The sequence below is a fragment of the Flagellimonas algarum genome, assembly GCF_040513375.1.
GTDB lineage: Bacteria > Bacteroidota > Bacteroidia > Flavobacteriales > Flavobacteriaceae > Flagellimonas_B > Flagellimonas_B algarum.
In genome coordinates, this window is sequence record NZ_JBEVTG010000001.1 from 253,283 (window position 1) to 275,620 (window position 22,338).

The window sequence follows — 22,338 nt, forward strand, 5'->3', positions numbered from 1 at the left end:
TCAAAACCGAAGCCGATTGAAAACCAAAACTTTACTGAAAAATCTTGGTCCGGGATTGTTGTTCGCCAGTATGGCGATCGGCACCTCGCACCTGGTCCTCTCCACAAAGGCAGGGGCCCAATACGGATGGATAATGATCATTCCTATCGTATTGGCCAATGTCTTGAAATACCCCTTTTTCGAGTTTGGTGTACGCTACACCAATGCCGCCAAAAAGACGCTCATTCAAGGGTATCTTGAATTGGGAAAAACCTATCTCTGGCTCTATGTACTGGTTACTTTGGTCAGCATTTTTACGATTTTGGCAGCCCTATACGTCGTTACCGCCGGACTGTTCATGAACTTGTTCGCCATAGATCAGGCTTCGATCGGATGGGTCTCCTTAGGCTTGTTCGCTTTCATCAGCGGCTTATTGATTATCGGTCGTTATCGCTTTCTCGAACTGTCGCTAAAGTTCGTCGTCGGGATCCTTTTCGTTGCCTTGGTCGTTACCACTGTTTTGGTGGTTTGGCAAGGCCAAGTAGCACCCGTAGCTGATTTCACTGCCCCTCCGATGTTCAATGAAGTGGGCATTCTCTTCTTGATCGCTTTGATGGGATGGATGCCGACCGCCGTCGAAGCTTCGGGATGGGTCAGTATGTGGAGCGTTGAAAAATTGGAGGCCATGGATGCGCCCCCTACCGTAAAGGAAGCCCTTGAAGAATTCAACCTAGGGTATTTCCTGACCGCCTTATTGGCCGTTTTCTTCTTGATCATCGGGTGGATGACCCTCTACGGAACGGGAACCGTGCTCAGTGGAAACGCCGTGGTGTTTGCCGACCAAGTGGTCACCTTGTTCACTTCACATATTGGGCAATGGGCGTATTTCTTGATCGCAATCGCTGCTTTTGCGACCATGTTCAGCACCTGTATGACCGCCCATGATGCGGTTTCAAGGGTCAGTCTGGATATTTTGGACAAACTCTTCGTCGATTCACAACGGTTTACCAAAAAATGGGCTTTTGCCGTAACCGTCCTTTTGTTGGCCCTAATCAATTGGATCGTAATCACCCTTTTCAGTGCGAATATGGGCAATCTGGTAGCCTTGGCCACCTTCGTTTCTTTCGTCATGGCCCCTTTGATCGGATGGATGAATTTAAAAACGGTGACTAGCCTCGACTTTCCAGAACGCTATCGACCGGGTAAAGGAATGAAAACCTTGACCTATCTAGGAATGTTCTTCTTAACGGCCTTTGCCCTATATTACTGTTGGATCGTCTTCGTTTGAATTACTCAAAAAGAAGGTTGTCGTTTAGAACGACGATCAGGGATCGTTGGTTTTGACGATGCAGCATTTCTAAGCAATACACCCCATTTTTGCAGTTGTTGAGGATGTTTTTCTCACCAAAACCGATCGCATAGGGAATGGCGGATGCCGCGACACCATGACTCACCAAATAGTTTTTTATGGCATCAGAGCGCGCTTGGGTCAGTCTGAAATTGGTGGCACTGCCGCCGCGACTGTCAGTATAGGTCTCGATACGCAGTTGTACTTCCGGGAAGAGTTTGACCGCCTCGACTACCTTATCCAATTCAATGGCGATACTCGGGGTGATCTTTGATTTACCACGATCAAAATAAAAACTACGAAGCTTGATGACCGTTTGGCCCTCCTTTTCCTCGACGATATCCTTGTAAGCGGTCAACCCGATATTCGAAGGCATTTCCTGCAATTGTTCCAGGGCCATCTCGGAATAGGTTTGGGAAAATACCGAAAACCGATCTTTCACCACTTCAAGGGTCGCCTCCTCTTGCCAAGGCACCTCAACCCGATAATCCCCTTCGTCGTTGGTTACCACTTCTTTCAATACCTGGCCTTGTGCGTCTTTCAAACGGACAATGGCCCGTTCTACGGGACTGTTGTTGATCGGCTGGATGACCTTACCGTACAGGGCCAAGGTTTTAATACCCGGTTTTTCATCGACCATGAACCCGTAGATGTCATCACCGCCTTTGCCGCCTTCACGGTTGGAGGAGAAGTACCCTAGCAAGCCTTCACCGTGGTCACGGATGATAAAGCCAAAATCATCTTTATTGGAATTGATTTGTGCGCCCAGGTTGATGGGGATGGTAAATCGGTTCTCGACATCCAAATTGGATTTGTAGACATCCATACCGCCCATCCCATAAAAAACATCCGATGAAAAATAAAGGCTGTTATCGAAAAAGTAAGGAGCGATCTCATTACCGGGAGAATTGATCCTTGGGCCGAGATTCACCGGTGCCGACATGATCTGACCGGCATTGGTATTGACGTAGTAGATATCGGTACCACCGTAGCCACCTTCCAATTCAGCCACGAAATACAAGCGTTCGCTCACTGGTTCGAAGAACGGATAGTAAAAGGAAGTACTGAGATCTTTCCATAAATATTGAAAATCACCGTTCAGTTTTTGAAACCCTATGGCTAAGGTGTTCTTGCCATTGTCATCGAATTCCAATTTGCCATCAATCGCGTTCGAAAGCACGTAGAAGACCCCATTGAGCGTTTTGGAGAAAAAGGGGGTCGCCTTATGGAAATTCGATTGTTTCACATGAATAAACATGCCCGTACTGCCTACTTGGCCCACCTCATCGATCTTTCCTGAAAAAAGATCCAAATAGGTTTCCCCACTGGGTATATAACTCTTCTTTTTACCCAACGGCCTGCCGCTGGTAAAAAGCAACTGATCATTGAAAAAGGCCGGCGAGAAATCGGATTGTGGACTATTGCTCTCCAAATTGAACACCCTAAACTCGATTTCATCCAAATCGGAGGCCGAATGCAACACATCTTGGTTGAACTCGCTGTTTTCGATCAATTCGGACGACAACTGGGTTTTCTTGGTATTCAAAAAGGCGTTTACCTGTTCATTGCCCGAAGTCTTCGAGAGGCTTTGCAACATCTTATTGAAATGATGGTCGCCCATGATGGAGTCGTTGGTAAAGACATCCATAAAATACGTTTTAGCTTTCTCGAAATCCTTTTGATTGAAATAGCTGTCAGCAAGGTTCAAATATTGTTGCGAACTCAATTGATGTCCTTTCGCAATATCCTTTTCGTAAGCGGCAATGGCCTGTTCGTAGGCATATTGGAAAAAGTAAGCGTCACCTTTTGATTTCTTCTCTTGGGCAACCGTAAAAGTAAGACCCATGAAAAAAAGTGCTATGCTACAACGTATCGACATCTAAGTGAAATTAAAAAAATCGTGGCGAATCAATTTGCTTCGGCTTCCCTTTTAACTTTTTATTGCGCTCCCTTGAGGCTCCTGAGTCGCCTCCCCTACCCAGGTAAAACTTCAGGATCGCTTCGTGCGACCCCCCACTGAACTCCCCAAGTCCATTGGTGTTATAATCGTAGGAATACCCCAAAAACAGCCCTGGCGAAATCTGGAACCCGGCCAGGCCACTCACCGCATTATCAATACGGTAGGCCGCCCCCAAGGTAAAGGCGTCCAAGAACAAAAAATTGGCCGATAGGTTGACATTGACCGGCAACCCATCCGTATAATTGATCAAAAACGCGGGTTTGAATTTGGTTCGGTCCGATAGTTCGAAGACATACCCCCCGATAAAGTTGTACTGGTTCTTGCCGTCTACAACGGTGGCGACTTCGTCATTGAAAATGCCATCGGTCAAAAAGTTGGGCACTGAGATCCCCAAATACCAATCCGTTGAATACATAAAGGCCCCGGCCCCTATGGTCGGGTAGAAGTTACTAAGATCTTGGCCCGTGATCAGGGGTTCACCCGGGTTTTGGAAATTCCCCTTTGAAAAGTCAAGGTTCAATAAGGACCCTCCGGCATTGACACCGAATGAAAGCCATGCCTCTTCCGATAAAACGACCTGGTACGAATAGGATACATCGATAAAGGTTTGGGTCGTAGGACCAAGAGCGTCGTTGACGACGTTAAAGCCCAAGCCCATTTTTTCATTGGCCAAAGGGATATTCGCGCCAAATCGAAGTGTTCGCGGGGCTCCTGGCACATCGATCCATTGAGAGCGGTAAAGGGCCGCTATCTCAGGACTTTCGACCGTACCGACATAGGCAGGATTGAAACTCCCGATGTTATACATGTATTGGGTATACTGCGGTTCCCTTTGGGCAACGCTTGTCAAGCCCGCCAACAACAGCAATACCACCATACTATGTCTAATCCTACTTTGCATCCTGATCCTCCTGCTTATCGTATTATCTGAATCCAGCCTTTCGTTACTTCCGACCCATCCCCTAAATCAAGGATATAGAAATAGGTCCCTTTGGGCAATTCGCCATTTTCCCCGGTTCCATCCCATCTTCCATCATATCCATTCGCTTTGAAAACGCTATTGCCATAGCGGTCGAAAACCTCAAAGGTATTGTTGGGGTACAGCTCTGGGCAATTGAGCACCAAAAAGTCGTTCACCCCGTCACCGTTCGGTGAAAATAAGTTACAAAGCGTTCCACAATCAAGACATTCACTTTGGCTAACGCTCAGGGTTGCCGTCGCCGTGTTGTTCGAACTGTCGAAATCCGAAGGTAGTGAGCTGATCAGTGTGGCGGTGTTCTGAAGGTTGCCGACCTGTCTAACGACAACGGTCAGTTCCAAAGTCACCGATGCCTCGGCCAGCATTTCATCGATACTCCATATTCCGGTACCCACATCGTATAGACCCGAAGAAGCGAAATGTGATACGTATTCGAAGCCCGAGGAATCATCGATCAAATCCGATATCGTGATATCGATGACCCGATCCATGGTCAAGTTAGTGACCGTTACAGTGAAGACCACATTGGTATTGACCAATGGGGTATCGAAATCAACGGTCTTTTCGACCAAGAGATCAATGGGTATCGGGTTACAATCTTCGGTAAGGTTAGGGTCACAGGGATCCAAGGGATCACTGCCATCCATCACCTCATCGCCGTCGAGCAGTCCATCACCATCCGTATCCGGATTATCGGGATCTGTGCCCAAATCCCCTTCTTCGGCGGTAGTCAACCCATCTTCATCACAATCACTATCGGGTAGGGCCATTCCACCAATCGAATCACAATCATCCAACGGATCGGTACCATCGGTAACTTCCTGTCCATCCAAAATCCCATCCCCATCCGTATCCGGATTATTGGGATCCGTTCCAATATCTTCCTCGACCTCATCGGTCAGCCCGTCATTATCTGCATCGAGCACACAATCGATTACGGTAATGGTCACATCAACGGATTGATCGGTACATGGGGCTTCGGCACCAACCGTTGTAAATCGGAAAACATAGTCCCCTTCAGGTAAGCCAGCAAAATCAACAACATTCTCAGCATCGATAACCACCGAGCCCCCAGAAGGGTCGGTAATGATCGACCAGAGTCCGCTATCTTCCCCTTCCAAAGTGGTGTCAAGGTCCAATGTGGTCACCTCGCCTTCACCGGCCTCATTACAGGCAAAAGTGTCCGTTGGTGTCCCGGTCGAGGGTTCGATATTGACCATAGCTACCACTTCGGTACGGGCCGAAGGACAACCGTTCGCGGTGGCCTCGACATAGAACGAGGTGGTCATATCGATACTCGGGGTGGTAAAGTTATTTCCGGTACCCAAAATCGTAGTGCTCGTTGGTGAATCGTACCAGTTGATGGTGGCTCCTACGGTTGCTTGGGCCTCCAGGTCAACCGTTCCCGACCCACAACGCAATCCACCGGCCGTACTATTGATGCTCGGGGTACTATTCAAAACCAGCGTTATTTCGAGAACCGGACTCGCACAATCCACGCTATTGGTAGCGTCAGCATCATCGAAAAAGAACCCGTAATACGTACCTGGGGCAGTTACCATGTTACTTCTATGGGCACTGATCTGTAAGGGGTCTGAACTGGTACTCCAGGTCAAGACACTACCTGCCGGTGCGGTATTGGTTACGTAATCGTTCAAATCGGCATCCAAAACATCACAAAAGTTCGTGGGTTGATCCGGGTCCAGTTGCGGTGCACTATCACCGGCGTCGCAGGGTATCGAACAATCAATGACAGAAACGATCAAGGTGGCCGATTGATCGACGCAAGGAGCAGCAGCTCCCGTAGTCGTATAGGTGAATTCGTAATTGCCTTCGGGTTGGTTGTTGAAATTGACCAAATTGCTGGCGTTGATCGTAATGGAAGCCCCTGCCGGAGCATCGGTCAACACCCAGTTGCCAGCATCTTCTCCTGTTATCTGATCATCAAGATCGATAACACTGTCGCCATCGTCTGAATCACTACATGCAGACACGTTGGTCGTAATACCGGCCGAAGGTGTTTGATTGGCCACAATGGTTACGGTCAAGGTGGGGCTCACACAGTCGTTCAAATCGTCGAAAAAGAACCCAAAATACGTTCCACCGGTACTGACCACACTAGATGGCAAATGGTTACTATCGTTATCCAATCCGGTGCTGGAGGTACTCCACTTCAATTCAGCACCTGTCGGTGCGTTGCTGGCTACGTAATCATCCAAATCCTTGTTGAAAGCATCGCAGAACATCGTAGGTTCAGCAGCGTCCAAAACCGGGGCATTGGTGCCTGCGGCACAGCTGTCATCGTTCTGTAGGGTAATCGTCGCCGTATCTGAAATATCAACAGCTACTGCCGGAAGTAAATCGGCCATGCTGACCGACAGCGATTCATCGGCCTCGATGACCTCATCAGGAGTCGGGGTTACTGTAAACGTCTGCATTTCGCCCGCATCACCATCGAAATTGAGCAATCGATTGGTTACCGCACTGTAATCGTTATCGGCTACCGTAGCCGAGCCATCGTTGGTCGATACCCTCAAGGTAAAGCCGCCGACTACGTCGATATCCAAAGAAGCAGTTACGGTAATCGGTCCGTCATCTTCAAATGACGCTACATCGGCAATTGTTACCACAGCTGTATCGTCGTCAGTATTCGATCCTGTGATCTGTTGATCGGCCAAAACATCATAAGCGGCATCACTGGCTGCGTCATCAACACTAAAGGTAATATCGTAATTCTGGGTGCCGTCAACACGATTGTCGTCAACACCGGTAATGGTAACCGGCTGGGGCGAGGAGAAGTTAGCTGCATTGAACGAAATCGAGCTAGGTGAAACGGTAGCTTCATCGGTATTGTCGGAAGCGATGTTTATCGTGACATTGGCAATAGGTTCGGATTCCAAAACGACAAAGACCGTATCGCTCGAGCCCGTTTCGGAAGTGATGGTACTGCCGTCGGATTCGGTAATCGTAAAATTCGCGGTATCGTCATCCGTATTGGTCACCGAAAGGTCGGCCACATCGCCGGCACCCAAGGCATCATAGGCCGCATCGCCCGAGGTCGGGTCGCCCGTGGTCAGCGTATAGTTCACGTTGCCGTCGACGATCGCATCGTCCAATCCCGTTACCACCAGATCGACTCCGGTGTCCCAGTTCGTATTGTTCAAGACCACGCTGGCCGCACCACTGCCCTCAGAGGTGTCGTAGCCCGTGATCGGTATGGTCACCGCAGCGGTAGGCTCACTGTCCAAGGTAAAGCTGAAGGTCGCCTGGCCACCGGTCTCGTCGGTCGTACCCGTGGTCGGCGTTACGTTGATGCCCACCGTATCGTCATCGTTGTTGGTCACCGAAAGGTCGGCCACATCGCCGGCACCCAAGGCATCATAGGCCGCATCGCCCGAGGTCGGGTCGCCCGTGGTCAGCGTATAGTTCACGTTGCCGTCGACGATCGCATCGTCCAATCCCGTTACCACCAGATCGACTCCGGTGTCCCAGTTCGTATTGTTCAAGACCACGCTGGCCGCACCACTGCCCTCAGAGGTGTCGTAGCCCGTGATCGGTATGGTCACCGCAGCGGTAGGCTCACTGTCCAAGGTAAAGCTGAAGGTCGCCTGGCCACCGGTCTCGTCGGTCGTACCCGTGGTCGGCGTTACGTTGATGCCCACCGTATCGTCATCGTTGTTGGTCACCGAAAGGTCGGCCACATCGCCGGCACCCAAGGCATCATAGGCCGCATCGCCCGAGGTCGGGTCGCCCGTGGTCAGCGTATAGTTCACGTTGCCGTCGACGATCGCATCGTCCAATCCCGTTACCACCAGATCGACTCCGGTGTCCCAGTTCGTATTGTTCAAGACCACGCTGGCCGCACCACTGCCCTCAGAGGTGTCGTAGCCCGTGATCGGTATGGTCACCGCAGCGGTAGGCTCACTGTCCAAGGTAAAGCTGAAGGTCGCCTGGCCACCGGTCTCGTCGGTCGTACCCGTGGTCGGCGTTACGTTGATGCCCACCGTATCGTCATCGTTGTTGGTCACCGAAAGGTCGGCCACATCGCCGGCACCCAAGGCATCATAGGCCGCATCGCCCGAGGTCGGGTCGCCCGTGGTCAGCGTATAGTTCACGTTGCCGTCGACGATCGCATCGTCCAATCCCGTTACCACCAGATCGACTCCGGTGTCCCAGTTCGTATTGTTCAAGACCACGCTGGCCGCACCACTGCCCTCAGAGGTGTCGTAGCCCGTGATCGGTATGGTCACCGCAGCGGTAGGCTCGCTGTCCAAGGTAAAGCTGAAGGTCGCCTGGCCACCGGTCTCGTCGGTCGTATCCGTGGTCGGCGTTACGTTGATGCCCACCGTATCGTCATTTAAAAAGGAACTGCTTCCAAAAGCATCTAAAATGGTCGCATTGGCACTTGGCGCCGACAAACTCACACTCACCACCTCATCGGATTCAACGATATCGTCCCCATTGGTGGTGACATCGATGAATTGGGTCGTAGTCAATCCTGGTGGAAAAGTCACCGTACCCCCGGTTCCGTTTTCATTTCCCCCACTAATGGTATACAAAACGGTAACGGCTTCGATAGGGACAATGATATCGGCTTGGTCCAATGTGACCGAAAAGGTAATCGTAGCCGTACCGGTATCCCCCTCATTGACATCGGCAGGGTCGTTGATCGAAATTTGTTGTCCTTGGACCCAGGTCGCACATAGCAAAGCCAGACCAATCATAAATCGGCCTATTGGCTTGACAGCTTTTAAGAATGGGAAGGGCACCGGTTTTGTGTTGTTCAAATCAAGTTTCCAGTTGAATTTAGGCTAGCTCCAATATTACTAAAAAATGCAGGAATTGACCAACTTTAGGGATTAAATCGATGTTTCTTGGACAAACTACACGAATAGTCAAAACCGTTTTAATCTACTGTGGCTGAAGCGCTTTCCGCTTCACGATCGATTTTTCGCACCAAGCCTTGCAGTACCTTACCCGGACCGACTTCCGTAAATCGTTTGGCGCCGTCGGCTATCATATGCTGTACGCTCTGCGTCCATTTGACCGGTGCGGTCAATTGGGCGATCAGGTTCTCTTTGATTTCAGAGGAACTCGACACCGCCGAGGTGGTCACGTTTTGATAGATCGGGCAGTTGGGTTCATTGAATTGGGTATCGGAAATCGCCGCCGCCAGTTCTTCTCGCGCGGGTTCCATCAATGGGCTGTGAAACGCACCCCCTACCGGTAGTACCAATGCCCGTCTTGCGCCTGCTTCCTTGAGTGTTTCACAAGCGGCATTGACCGCTTCGATCTCGCCTGAAATGACCAATTGGCCCGGACAATTATAATTCGCAGGAACTACGATACCTGAAGTTTCGGAACAGATATTCTCAACGACCTGGTCTTCAAGTCCCAAAACGGCCGCCATAGTACTCGGGGCCGCCTCACAAGCCTTCTGCATGGCCATGGCCCTTTTTGCGACCAGTGAAAGACCATCTTCAAAGTTCAAGGTACCGTTCGCGACCAGGGCGGAAAACTCCCCTAAGGAATGACCAGCCACCATATCGGGTCGAAAGGCATCCCCCATGACTTTCGCCATGATCACCGAATGCAAGAAAATCGCCGGCTGGGTCACCTTGGTCTGCTTAAGATCTTCAGGGGTACCCTCGAACATGGTATCGGTGATCAAGAATCCTAGAATATCATTAGCGTCTTCGAATAGCTCTTGGGCGATCGGATGGTTTTCATAAAGATCCAATCCCATCCCTACAAATTGGGCTCCCTGACCGGGAAAAACATATGCATTCATTTCCTATTGGTTTGAGGGGCTAAAATAGCCAATTATTTGAACCAGCTGGCGTATTTTACATAGTTGTTCGCAATACGGTCGATTTCGCCGGAACTCAGTTCTTTGCTGACATCTTTGAGCTTTTTGGCAGGCATTCCTGCATAGATGGTTCCTGAGGGCACGGTGGTGCCCTGGGTGACTACCGCACCGGCCGCGATGATCGAATTGCTTTCAATGACACAATCATCCATAACGATGGCCCCCATTCCGATCAAGACATTGTCTTTTATGGTACAACCATGAACAATGGCATTATGGCCAATGGAGACGTTGTTGCCGATCGTCGTCGGGGCTTTTTTATAGGTACAATGAATCACCGCCCCATCCTGTACGTTGACCTTGTTCCCCAATTTGATGAAATGGACATCACCCCTTAGCACCGCATTGAACCAGATGCTGCATTCATCCCCCATGGAGACTTCGCCGACAATAGTGGCATTGGCCGCGATAAAACAATTTTCCCCGATTTGGGGATGTTTCCCATTTACCTCTTGAATGATCATAGCACTTATTTAAAGAAAGATAATAACCCGGATTTTCTCGAAGCCGATACCGACAGTTCCTTTCCATTCGAAAGCACTACACTGCCGCCTTTCCCCTTTCGGTATTTGATGATTTCATTGACATTGACCACATACGATTTGTGGATGCGTGAAAAGGAAAACTCCGTCAAGGCATCTTCAAAATACTTCAAGGTCTTGCTCACCAAGATCTTGCGCTCTTTCAAATAGATCTCGGTATAATTATCATCAGCCTTGCAAAAAAAGATATCGGCCACATCCAAAACCTGAAATCCATCTTGTTGGGGAATGGTGATCTTACCTTCGGCTTTTTTCAATTTCGAATGTAAAACCTTACCGTCAAGTGCCATTTCGCGCTTCTTGATTTCTTCAACATAGTCAACGGCCTTGATGAGTTCATCGATATTGATCGGTTTCATCAAATAATAAGCCGCATGACTGTTCAAGGCATCTTTGGCATAGTGGTCATACGCAGTGACGAATACCGTTTCGAAATTACGATCGGGCAATTGATCCAAAAGATCAAAAGCATTGCCGAAAGGCATTTCAACATCTAGGAAAACCAGGTCCAAATCGTTTGCCTTGATCAATTCGACACCTTCCTTAATACTTGCGGCCTCACCCACCAAATTCACCGTTGGGCAGTATTTGTTCAAATAATTCGCAAGGATCTCACGGCTGTTCGCCTCATCCTCAACTATGATCGCTTTTAGTTCCATTAGTCCTTTTTTAGGTTCAATACGACCAGGGTTCCCGTTCCGTCATCAAGAAGGTCTTCTATGGTCACATCGATCTTGTTCTTATACATATCGTTCAGAATGGCAATGCGCTTTTTGATGTTCCCCATTCCTTTCGATTTTTGACGCATTTGATTTTTGGTCTTCAGTGCCATGGATCGCTTTCTACCGATGCCGTTATCGGCAATTCGAATGCGTAAGATCCCAGCGTCGATCTGCTCGGCCTCGATCTTCAAATAGCCCTTTTCTTCACGATACCTTAGGCCATGCCAAATCGCATTCTCAATATAGGGCTGTAAAAGCATGGGCGGAATTTGGAAGGATTCGATAGCAATGGCGGGATCGATCTGTAGCTCATAATCGAACTTGTCGGGAAATCTGGAATGTTCCAATTTCACGTAGAGTTCCAATAGATCCAACTCCTTGGACAGGGGGATGAAATCCTCTTCCGAATTCTCCAGCACGGAACGCATCAAGACCGAAAAGTCACTCAAATACCGATTCGCGCTCCGCTCATCGCTCTTGGCTATGTAGTTGTTCACCGAGTTAAGGGCATTGAATATGAAGTGCGGATTCATTTGCGAACGCAGTGATTTCAAAGCCAACAGGTTATTGGCCAGTTTTTGCTGTTGTCCGCTTCGATAGAAAAAGTAGACGGCCATGGCCAAGAGGGCAATCCCCAATAAGAGCGAATAAATGACCCATTGTTGTCGCCGGGTGGTTTCTTCGAACAACTCCTGCTCGGTAACCGCCAAGTCGTATTTGCTTTGCGACAATTCACGATCTTGCTCCAATGAAGCGATCCTGTTCTGCTTCTCCAAGATGTCGCGATTCAATCGGGCGATCCGAGAGATTTCCTGCTCTTTCAAAGCATAAAGGCTGTCGACCAACTTGACGTAGGCCTGGTACGTGCTGAAGGCCCTATTGAAATCGCCTTGGTATTCATAAACTTCGGAAAGTTTGCGGGTAGCGTCTTTCTGAATGACGAGATCATTCCCATTGTTCGCCTGTACGATACTCTTTTCCAAATACGGGATCGCCTCGCTCAATTGATCTTGGGCGATATACGCATTGGCGATCTCATAATTGATTTTTTGGGAAGTAATCGAATCGAGACTGGAAATCCCATTGGAGGCAACGAACGATTTGTTGGGTAGTTTTTCCAAATCACGGAGGTTCTTTTTCCGCAGTTGGATTTCATCTTGATACCGATTGGAGCGTCGGTAAAAATCAGCTACTTTATCGCTTTCCTGAATCGCCCTTTCGGGGTTTTGCTGCTTGGAAAGTTCGAGGGAATTGTCATAATATCCTTCGGCCTCGATGTTGCGGTTCTCGGTGGCATAGGTATCGCCGATCTTCGAGTTCAAATCAATGATCTCTGAAGTGAATTGGTTCTTTTCGGCAATGGTCAGGGCTTCCCTGTAAAACCGTAGCGCCCTTTCCGTCTCCCCTTTCCCTAGCGCCGCGTTGCCTTGTCCTTCATACAAGCGGACACGTTGGGCCGGAGTCATTTTCTTAAGTTGGGTCAACCGGGCATATTCGGTTTCCGCCTGGTCGAATTCCCCATTGCTGACAAAGGCTTCAGCGAGCAACAAGGCCGTAGCGACCGACTTGCGGTTCAACAAGGCATCTTCAAGACTGGAAATGGCCAAGTCGTATTGCTCATGGAAGCTGTAGATCTCACCCAATTTGGTAAAGGACTCCGACAGGGCCTTTTTATTCGCTTGTTCACCCAAGACCGCAATCGACCGGGTCACATAGTCGATACTTTTTTTGATATCGGTTTTTTTATAGGTTTCCGCTGAATCAAGATACTTGGCATGATCCACCAGGGACCGGGTATTCGATTGGCGTTGTTTTCTGGATACGGCATAATCTTCTACCAATACCAGAATATTCTCATCCGTAGTGATGCGATGGCGTACGGTTTCGAAATCGGGACTTTGGAAAATGAGCAAATCACCGATTTCGGCCTCAATGGCAAACTCCCCCAAGGCATTCGTGGTGGTAAATGCCCCCTTATCCGTTGTCACCTCGACCCCCGATATCGATTCGTTGTTTTCCTTACCCCGCACCGAGCCCTCGATGCGCAGTGGATCCGGAGTAGCCGGATGCTGTGCGAAAACCGGGCTAAACAGCAGCAGCAAGAACGCCAATAGGCCCCAGGTATGGGATTTGAATTCGAACATAGGATAAACTTAGTGGAATTCGTGCGCACAAAAAAATCGCTACCTGCCCAGAACGGCCATTTTACGGTGTATTTCAGGCATTTCTCGAAGCGAGGCCCACCCATGGCTCATCGAAAAGGCGCGCTTGCTCATTTTAAGTGGAAAAGCATGCGACACACCCCTAGTTTTATCCCGTAAAACAAAAAAATAAGCAAATGAAAAATGCAACGAAATTCTTGATACCCGTATTACTGTTCACGGCGATGACCGCAATAGGAGCTGATGCGGACGGCACACCCAAGCACGCCACAACCAACATCAAAACGGAAACGGAGGCAAAATCCCAGTTTGTCAAAATCGCCCTCTTATTGGACACCAGTAACAGTATGGACGGACTCATCGACCAGGCAAAAAGCCAACTTTGGGATATCGTCAATGAGTTCACCCACGCCCGATGCGGCAATGCCACGCGCCCCGAACTACAGATCGCCCTCTACGAGTATGGCAACGACGACCTAGCATCACGTGAAGGTTATATCAGGCAAGTACTTAATTTCAGTAGTGATCTCGATGAAATATCGGAACGGTTGTTCTCATTGACCACCAACGGTGGTGAGGAATTCTGCGGTGCCGTCATCGATCGTTCGCTCAGGCAATTGGAATGGGGCAAGAACCCCGACGATCTGAAACTGATTTTTATTGCAGGCAACGAACCCTTTACACAAGGAAAGTTGAATTTTAGGGATGCGGCCTTGCAGGCCAAAGAAAACGACGTGGTCGTTAACACCATATTTTGTGGGAACTACGATCAAGGGGTGAATGGAAAATGGAAAGAAGGTGCGGTACTTGCCGGGGGCGATTATATGGCCATCGACCACAACCGCCAAGTTGTCCATATCGCCACACCTTATGACGATATCATCATCCAGTTGAATGCCAAGTTGAACAAAACCTACATATCGTATGGCTCTATGGGGAGGCAAAAAGCAGCCGCCCAGGCCGCCCAAGACAAGGAAGCCTATGACATTGCTGCCGGTGTTTCGGTAAAACGGGCGGTGAGTAAAAGCACGCGTCTTTACAAAAACAGTATGTGGGACCTGGTCGATGCGGTCGAGGAAGACGAAGTCGAACTGGCCGAAGTTCCTAAAAGCAGCTTGCCCGAAGAACTCCGGAACAAATCGGAACAAGAATTAAAGGCCTACGTTCAAGCAAAAAAAGATGCGCGTGAAAACATCCAAAAAGAGATCCAGATCTTGAACAAAAAGCGGGAAGCCTTCATTGCTGAAAAGCACAAAAACGAAGAAGGTGGTCTGGAGAACGCCATGATCCAGGCGATCAAAAAACAGGCTGCGGACAAGAACTATCGCTGGGAGTAACCCATTGAGTGAGGCTGGCAAGTTGTCGGGCGTTCGTACCGGCAGCTTGCCTTTTTCAAGGCATCAATAATTGGCCGCAGGACAGTAGCAATCGTAGCGGTTCTCCGCTTTCTCACCAAAATCATACCCTAAGGTAATCTGGTGGAAGCCACCATTGTCAAATCGGATATCACCGGTTTGGTATGAATAATTGTAAGAGAACATGAAGCGGTTCACATTGACCCCAACGATCGGTGTGAACAATTGCAAGCGTTGCTCTCCGAACTGGCCGTTCTGTTGAAACTGTGCCCCGTCGAAACTACGGCGGTAGGACAATCCGCCCCAAATGGTGCCGAAACCGACATCGCGATATACCTTGGCGTTGAAGTCAACGGTCTTTTCTTCGGTAAACTCGGTAAGTTGAAATAAGACTGATGGCTCGACCCGCCATTTGCTCCTTCCGAACACATACCCCACGGAGAACAAATACCGGCGTAAGTTATCGAACTCAGCAGCGGTATATAGATCACGGCCACTGCCGAGGATATTCAAAATGGCCGCATGGGCATAAAATTCCAAATAGTTGTATGAGGCCCCTAAATCGAGATTGAAGTAACTCGTGGTGTTCTTGGTACCGGTGATGATCGGATCTGGAATCACCGATCGGAACTCCGTTTCATCCAAACTGCTCAGAATAACCCCTGCGCTCAACCCAAAGGACAATTGATTCAAACTCCTGAAGTCGCCGGCCAATTTCAAATGATGGGCATAGGTTCCCTTGAAACCCACTTGGGAGTGGTATCCGTTCGAGTCGTTGAACAAAATACCGCCGACCCCGCTGCGCTCCCCTACCCTGAAATGGGCATTGAAAGTCTGCAAACTCGGTGCTTCATCGACATTGAACCATTGCTTTCTCGCCGTTAGACGTACTTTGCCACCCTGTCCGATACCCGCCATTGACGGATAGACCAAATAATAGTTGTCTGATAAATAATCGAAGTATACCGGAATGCCTTCTTGGGCGCTGAGCCCGGGTCCCATAAAGGAGGCCAAAAGCAATAGAGTTAGCAATCGTTTCATGTAGGCAATGGGGCTAAGTGTTAGTTATAATGTATGCGAACACATACTATAACGTCCTAAATGTAACATTATTATGGCAATCGTTACCGTAATAAGTTCGTATTTTTGCCCAAAATTCGAGCTATGAAAGAGTACAACATCACCGTTGTAGCGACCAATAATCCAGCGATTTTAAAATTCGAGACCAATCATTTTTTGGTCCAGTCGAATTTCGAATATAAAAACATCGACGAGGCCAAAAATTCACCCTTGGCCCAACAGCTATTTTACCTGCCATTTGTAAAGACCGTTTACATTTCAGGGAATTTCATCGCCATTGAGCGTTTCGATATCGTCACCTGGGACGATGTCAAGGATGCTGTAGCCCAACAGCTGGTCGAATATTTGAATGCCGGTGAACCGGTAGTCAATGAGACCGAACAACCCAAAAAAGTGGCCATTACGGTCTATGCCGAGGTTACCCCCAATCCGGGTGTTATGAAATTCGTGGTCAACAAGGCCATCGTGCCCGCTATTTTCGAATACAAGAACATCGACGAGGCCAAAGATTCCCCGTTGGCCCAAGAGTTGTTCCATTTTCCGTTCGTCAAGGAGGTGTTTTTCGACAAAAACTACATCTCGATCAGTAAATACGAGGTGGCCGAATGGGAAGAAGTGAGTATGCAGGTGCGGGAGTTTATCCGTGATTACCTCATGGATGGTAAAACGGTCATCGCGGAAAGTGCCGAACAAACAGCCAAGGCCGAAGCACAGGACGTTGCGGAGGGAAAGGCATACGACGACACCTCACTCCAGATCATCGATATCTTGGAAGAGTACGTGAAACCTGCTGTAGCCAGTGACGGGGGCAACATTTTGTTCCAATCCTATGAAGCCCAAAGCGGTACCGTGAACGTGGTACTCCAGGGCGCCTGCAGTGGTTGTCCATCTTCGACCTTTACCTTGAAGAACGGGATCGAGACCATGCTCAAGAACATGATGGGCGATAAAGTCAAGGAAGTCGTCGCCCTCAACGGGTGATTTTTGGGATTCCATTGTCCGATTTTTGTTGATAATTCGCTAAATTGAAGGAATTTAAAACACAAGAACCATGGCAATATTAAAGGTAATCGAAGTCTTGGCCAACTCTAATGAGAGTTGGGAAGACGCTACGGACAAAGCAGTGGCACAAGCCTCCAAATCGGTAAAGAACATCCGTTCGGTTTATCTGAACGAACAGAGCGCTACCGTCAAAGATGGCAAGGTCGATGAATACCGCGTGAACGTGAAAATCACGTTCGAAGTAAAATAATCCCAATTAAAACATGCTAAAGCGTCCTATTGGGGGGCGCTTTTTTTATGCCGTTCGAACGCTATGATGAAAATGAAACCCATATCCGTTTTGTTGTTTGTACTACTTCTCGGATGCGCCCAAAAGAAGGAAAAAATGGCCTACGCACATACCAATGCCCTGATCGAGGAGACAAGCCCTTATTTGTTGCAGCACGCCCATAACCCGGTCAACTGGGAAGCCTGGCACCCTGAGGTACTCGAACGGGCCCAAAAAGAGAACAAACCCTTACTGATCAGTATCGGTTATGCCGCCTGTCATTGGTGCCATGTCATGGAAGACGAATGCTTCGAAGATGAAGCGGTGGCCCAACTGATGAACGATAACTTCATCAACATTAAAATCGACCGCGAAGAACGGCCCGATGTCGATCAAATCTATATGGATGCCATCCAAATGATGACCGGCAACGGGGGTTGGCCCCTGAACATCGTGGCCTTGCCCGATGGTCGACCGTTTTGGGGAGCGACCTATTTGCCAAAGGACAATTGGACCAAATCACTGAACAGTTTGATTGAACTTTATAACACCGATCCCCAACGCGTCGAGACCTATGCCAGTGACCTACAGCGGGGCATCCAATCGATCAATCTGGTCGAAAACCAAGAAGATCCCAATGCTTTCGACCTAGACCAATTGCAGGCTTCAGTCACCAAGTGGACGACTTATTTCGACACCTTTTTGGGAGGTTATAAGAGCGCTCCCAAATTCATGATGCCGAACAATCTCGATTTCCTTTTGCACTATGGCACCGTTCAAAAGGACGATGCGGTCTTGGAATACGTCAACACCACCCTCACGCGTATGGCGTACGGCGGCATCTTCGACCAAGTCGGTGGCGGCTTTTCAAGGTATTCGGTCGACACCAAATGGCACGTACCCCATTTTGAAAAAATGCTCTACGACAACGGTCAGTTGATCAGTTTATATGCCAAAGCCTATGCCCTGACCAAAAACCCGCTCTACGAGCAAATCGTAGCCCGTTCAACGGCCTTTGTCAAGGAAGAATTGCTCGATCCCAGCGGCGGATTCTATTCTTCACTCGATGCCGACAGCAAAACCGCCGAAGGCGCTTTAGAGGAAGGGGCCTACTATGTCTGGACCAAAGCTGAGCTCGAAGCTCTTTTGACGAGTGATTTCGAGTTGTTCAAGGATTATTTCAACATCAATCCGTACGGCTTATGGGAAGACGGGCACTACGTCCTCATACGGGACAAAACCGCCCAGGAAATCGCCGACAAACATGGGGTCGCCCTTAACGAATTCCACCAAAGGATCGATAAGGCACTCGCTATTTTGAAAGCGGAGCGCGACAGCCGTGACAAACCCCGATTGGACGACAAGATCCTGACCTCTTGGAATGGATTGATGCTGACCGGCCTGGTCGATGCCTATCGCTATCTCGGCGAGGAACACTATCTGGAAACCGCGTTGAAAAACGCCGAATTCATCAAAAACAACCTATTGCGCGAGGATGGCGGATTGTATCGCAATCACAAAAACGGCAGCAGTAGCATCAACGGGTTTTTGGAAGACTATGCCACCACGATCGAAGGCTTTATCGCCCTTTACCAAGTCACTTTTGATGACGAATGGTTGTTCTTATCGAAAAAATTGGCCGACTATGCCATTGCCCACTTCAGGGATGCTGAAAACGGTATGTTCTATTTCACTTCCGATGAAGATGCTTCCCTGATCCGAAGGACCATCGAAGTAAACGACAATGTCATTTCGGCTTCGAATAGCATCATGGCCAAGAACCTTTTGAAGCTGCACAAGCTTTTTTCGAAAGATGGGTATGGGGCGTTGGTCGACCAAATGGTGCGCAACGTGCAATCCAACTTTATCGAAAACGGCCAAAGCTTTTCGAATTGGCTGCATTTGGTGCTCTACGAAAACCGCAATTTCTATGAAATCGCCGTTGTCGGTGAAGATATGGAGCAACTGGGTAAGGAATTGCACCGGGCTTATGTGCCGAACAGCATTTTGGTAGGGCATCGGAGTGAAGGTCGTATCGATCTTTTGAAGAGTCGCTATAACGAAGGTCAGACCTTAGTCTATGTCTGTATCGAAGGAAGTTGCAAATTACCCGTCACTTCGGCCGAAGCGGCCTTGGGGCAACTATAAACCCGTTTCATCCCAATTTAAACGAACATGGAACACGATTTGACGTATTACGAACAGCTATTGGAAAAGGCCATCGCCTGGTTTTGGGGATTTTTACCCTCGCTGCTGTTGGCCTTCTTTATCTTGGTAGTCGGGTTATGGGTCATCAAACTGATCAATCGCTTGGTTAAAAAATTCTTTGACCACAAAGACTACGACCCGACCCTTGAAAGCTTTTTACAAAGCTTTTTCGGCATCACCTTAAAAGTGTTGCTCTTTGTATTGGTCATCACCCAATTGGGGGTCAAAACCTCCTCTTTGATCGCGATGATCGGTGCGGCCGGACTCGCCATTGGTTTGGCCCTTCAAGGTTCCTTGGCGAATTTTGCCGGTGGGGTATTGATCCTTTTGTTCAAACCGTTCAAAATCGGGGATTGGATTTCGGCTCAGGGGATCGATGGGGCCGTCAAGGAAATTTCCATCTTCAACACCAAGTTGACCACTTTTGGCAATCAGATCGCCATCATCCCCAATGGCCAACTGGCCAATGGCAATATCGTCAATTACAATGCAGAGCCGAACCGGCGGGAAAACTACATCGTCGGGATCAGCTATGGATCGGATATCAAGTTGGCGAAAGACATCTTATTGGAAATCTGCGCAGAAGACGAGCGAATTTTAAAGAATCCGGCCCCTGAGGTCTATGTCAACAGCCTAGGCGATAGTTCGGTTGATCTTACCTTGCGCTTTATGGCCCCGAACGAGGTGTTTTGGCCCGCACGTTTCAATGTCATCGAACAATCGAAACTCCGGTTTGAGGCGGCAGGCATCGAAATCCCCTTTCCACAACGGGTGGTGCATTCCGTTGCGGATTGATTGCCGTTATTTTTTTTGCTTTTGTTGTAGCACAAAATCCTTGAGGTAAAACGGTTCGAAATAGGCAAGATCTTCGAAGTCCTTCGCCTCGAATTTCCGCTGGGCCAGCATCGCCATTTCACGTGCCGATGGCATGAGTTCGGGTAGGTATTCAAACGAAGCGTTCGTCAAGACCTGACTGCATTTCTCGGCCCCGTTGCCCACGAATACCACCTTTTCGATTTCTTGGTAGGAGGCGAATGAATCGGCTTCGAGCACTACGGCCTTGACCGGCTCGTGGGCTTCATATCGACCATTGAAAACCCCGGCATACACCTCCATGCGACGTGCGTCCAAAACCGATATGATCCGATGGTCTACCGCGGTCTGCACTTGACAAGCCATACTTTGTAAGGTGGATACGGATATCAATGGGACTTCCAATGAAAAGCACAGCCCTTTGGCTGCGGATACCCCGATCCGGAGCCCGGTATAGGAGCCCGGTCCTTTACTCACGGCTACGGCGTCGATGTCGGAAAAAGAAAAAGAAGCCTCTTTCAAGGCTTCTTCTATAAATTGGTGCAATTGCTCGGCATGTGAATAATTAGCTGCATTGTTCTCCACCAAGGAAACCAGGTCTCCATTGACGGAAACACTTACCGAGCAATTGGTCGTTGCGGTCTCTAAATTCAATATCGTGCCCATAGGGCCACAAAGATACCGCTAGTCCAGTGAAATCGGAATACCGAAATAGAATTCCAGGATCTTCAATCGGAAAATGTAATCGTATTTAGTTCGGATCGCATCGGCCTCGGCATTGTCGACCCGCGATTGGGCCTGACTAAAGTCAAAGGCGTTCATCAAACCAACATCAAAACGGTCTTTGGCATATTGGTACGAGAGCCTTCGGGCATCCAAGGTCTTCAAAGCCGCTTCATACGCCTTGAAGAACACGGTGACGTCGACGTAGGCCTGTTGGATATCACTTTCCAAATTCAATTTGTCTTGCTCGTACTGCAGCTTGGCACGTTCTAAGGTGATTTTCGCCCTTCTAATACCATTGCGGGTGCCCCATCCATTGAAAATGGGCACATCCAACTGGGCTCCGTAGGAAATACCGTCATTGATCCACAACTGATCGACAAATCCAATTTGTTCTCCCGTTAGGGGATCCAAGTTCTGATCAGAGTATCGGGTGTTGTAGTTGAAGAAGGCTGAAAGGGTAGGATACACCGCTCCCTTCGCAATCTGAAGGTCTTTCGCCGCCAAATCAACGTTCGATTGTGAAAACTTGATATCGTTTCGGAAGGTCAAGGCCTTGTCGAAAATCACCTTGGCCGAATTATCCAAAATATCGGAGGGTGGAATATCAAAAGCCTCATCGGCAATGTCGAAGTTCTGATAATCGGTGATTTGGAGCAACTGCGCCAAACTGACCCGTGAAATCAACACCAAACTTTCACCGTTGATGATCTGTTGTTCTTGGTTCGCGGCCGTGGCTTCGATTTCCAAAAGATCTCCTCTTGGTGAGACGCCTGATTCGACCAATTCCCTGGTGCGTTTCAAGTCTTGCTCGGTAACCGCATATTGAGCCCTAAAGGTCTTCAATTGCTCTTTGTTCGACAACACCTGCAAATAGGCATTGGCGACGTTCAATCGAATGTCGTCTTTCAAGTCGTCTAGGCGGTATTGGTTCGCGATGGCGTTCAATTTGGCCCGATTCAAACGGTGCACGTTTCGTAGACCGTTAAAAAGGGTCACCGCAGAGGTCAGGTTCGCGCTCGAAGACAAAATGGTACCCGTGACCAGGTTGTTCGTCGTTGGATCGAGGATCAGACCCGTATTCCCGGAGACATTGGTTTGCCCGTTTAAACTTGGCAAGAAATCCCCAATGGCGTCCGACTTGTCGATTTGGGCCGTTTCAAGATCCAATTCGAACTGTTCTATAGTCAAGTTATTTTCAACTGCATAGGTGACACATTCTTCGAGTGTCCACTTTCGCATCTGCGCATTTCCTACAAATAGGGCACAGAAAACCAGCAGTATGGATATTCTATACTTCATTCGTTTTTTGATTTTGGTTCGTATCT

16 protein-coding genes are annotated in these 22,338 nt (G+C 48.8%); 6 read left to right on the forward strand and 10 right to left on the reverse strand.

What is annotated here, in order from left to right; genetic code table 11:
• Positions 1 to 16: 16 nt before the first annotated feature.
• On the forward strand, positions 17 to 1,267 hold the full coding sequence (locus ABV409_RS01255) for an NRAMP family divalent metal transporter (protein ID WP_353875724.1): 1,251 nt from the start codon (positions 17 to 19) through the stop codon (positions 1,265 to 1,267).
• Between the two features lies 1 nt (position 1,268).
• On the opposite strand, the gene ABV409_RS01260 is transcribed toward ABV409_RS01255, so the two are convergent.
• The 7 genes from ABV409_RS01260 to ABV409_RS01290 form a co-directional block, all read right to left on the reverse strand.
• Positions 1,269 to 3,206 (reverse strand): OmpA family protein, encoded by a 1,938-nt coding sequence (locus tag ABV409_RS01260; protein ID WP_353875725.1) that lies wholly within the window; start codon positions 3,204 to 3,206, stop codon positions 1,269 to 1,271.
• Between the two features lie 10 nt (positions 3,207 to 3,216).
• A complete protein-coding gene (locus ABV409_RS01265) occupies positions 3,217 to 4,164 on the reverse strand; it encodes a PorP/SprF family type IX secretion system membrane protein (protein ID WP_353875726.1) in 948 nt (315 codons plus the stop codon).
• 38 nt (positions 4,165 to 4,202) lie between these two features.
• Complete coding sequence (locus tag ABV409_RS01270; RefSeq protein WP_353875727.1) at positions 4,203 to 8,990, reverse strand: T9SS type B sorting domain-containing protein; 4,788 nt, start codon at positions 8,988 to 8,990, stop codon at positions 4,203 to 4,205.
• Positions 8,991 to 9,172: 182 nt separating this feature from the next.
• Positions 9,173 to 10,057 carry an ACP S-malonyltransferase gene (gene fabD, locus ABV409_RS01275; RefSeq protein WP_353875728.1) on the reverse strand — a complete coding sequence of 295 codons (885 nt, stop codon included), beginning with the start codon at positions 10,055 to 10,057 and terminating at the stop codon, positions 9,173 to 9,175.
• 32 nt (positions 10,058 to 10,089) lie between these two features.
• Positions 10,090 to 10,599, reverse strand: coding sequence for a gamma carbonic anhydrase family protein (locus tag ABV409_RS01280; protein WP_353875729.1), 510 nt, complete (start codon positions 10,597 to 10,599; stop codon positions 10,090 to 10,092).
• A gap of 5 nt (positions 10,600 to 10,604) precedes the next feature.
• Positions 10,605 to 11,336, reverse strand: coding sequence for a LytR/AlgR family response regulator transcription factor (locus tag ABV409_RS01285; protein ID WP_353875730.1), 732 nt, complete (start codon positions 11,334 to 11,336; stop codon positions 10,605 to 10,607).
• Positions 11,336 to 13,543 carry a tetratricopeptide repeat-containing sensor histidine kinase gene (locus tag ABV409_RS01290; RefSeq protein ID WP_353875731.1) on the reverse strand — a complete coding sequence of 736 codons (2,208 nt, stop codon included), beginning with the start codon at positions 13,541 to 13,543 and terminating at the stop codon, positions 11,336 to 11,338. Before ABV409_RS01290 ends, ABV409_RS01285 begins: the two co-directional genes overlap by 1 nt.
• Positions 13,544 to 13,737: 194 nt before the next feature.
• Here ABV409_RS01290 and ABV409_RS01295 point away from each other — a divergent pair, with 194 nt between their 5' ends.
• Entirely contained in the window at positions 13,738 to 14,898 is a 1,161-nt protein-coding gene (locus tag ABV409_RS01295; protein ID WP_353875732.1) for a vWA domain-containing protein, read from the forward strand.
• Positions 14,899 to 14,961: 63 nt separating this feature from the next.
• Here ABV409_RS01295 and ABV409_RS01300 read toward each other — a convergent pair whose 3' ends face one another.
• Positions 14,962 to 15,957, reverse strand: coding sequence for a PorP/SprF family type IX secretion system membrane protein (locus tag ABV409_RS01300; RefSeq protein ID WP_353875733.1), 996 nt, complete (start codon positions 15,955 to 15,957; stop codon positions 14,962 to 14,964).
• A 123-nt stretch (positions 15,958 to 16,080) separates the two neighbouring features.
• Between ABV409_RS01300 and ABV409_RS01305 the strand changes: the two genes are divergently transcribed.
• From ABV409_RS01305 to ABV409_RS01320, 4 genes are all read left to right on the forward strand, one after another.
• The gene (locus ABV409_RS01305) at positions 16,081 to 16,977 is read left to right on the forward strand and encodes a NifU family protein (protein ID WP_353875734.1); all 897 of its coding nucleotides are present in this window, start codon (positions 16,081 to 16,083) and stop codon (positions 16,975 to 16,977) included.
• 70 nt (positions 16,978 to 17,047) lie between these two features.
• On the forward strand, positions 17,048 to 17,248 hold the full coding sequence (locus ABV409_RS01310) for a dodecin family protein (protein ID WP_353875735.1): 201 nt from the start codon (positions 17,048 to 17,050) through the stop codon (positions 17,246 to 17,248).
• A 135-nt stretch (positions 17,249 to 17,383) separates the two neighbouring features.
• Positions 17,384 to 19,414, forward strand: coding sequence for a thioredoxin domain-containing protein (locus ABV409_RS01315; protein ID WP_353875736.1), 2,031 nt, complete (start codon positions 17,384 to 17,386; stop codon positions 19,412 to 19,414).
• Positions 19,415 to 19,441: 27 nt separating this feature from the next.
• Positions 19,442 to 20,269 carry a mechanosensitive ion channel family protein gene (locus ABV409_RS01320; RefSeq protein ID WP_353875737.1) on the forward strand — a complete coding sequence of 276 codons (828 nt, stop codon included), beginning with the start codon at positions 19,442 to 19,444 and terminating at the stop codon, positions 20,267 to 20,269.
• 6 nt (positions 20,270 to 20,275) lie between these two features.
• Here the strand turns inward: ABV409_RS01320 and tsaB are convergent, their stop codons facing one another.
• Both tsaB and ABV409_RS01330 read right to left on the reverse strand, forming a co-directional pair.
• Entirely contained in the window at positions 20,276 to 20,953 is a 678-nt protein-coding gene (gene tsaB, locus ABV409_RS01325; protein ID WP_353875738.1) for a tRNA (adenosine(37)-N6)-threonylcarbamoyltransferase complex dimerization subunit type 1 TsaB, read from the reverse strand.
• 18 nt (positions 20,954 to 20,971) lie between these two features.
• Positions 20,972 to 22,312 carry a TolC family protein gene (locus tag ABV409_RS01330; RefSeq protein ID WP_353875739.1) on the reverse strand — a complete coding sequence of 447 codons (1,341 nt, stop codon included), beginning with the start codon at positions 22,310 to 22,312 and terminating at the stop codon, positions 20,972 to 20,974.
• Positions 22,313 to 22,338 lie beyond the last annotated feature (26 nt).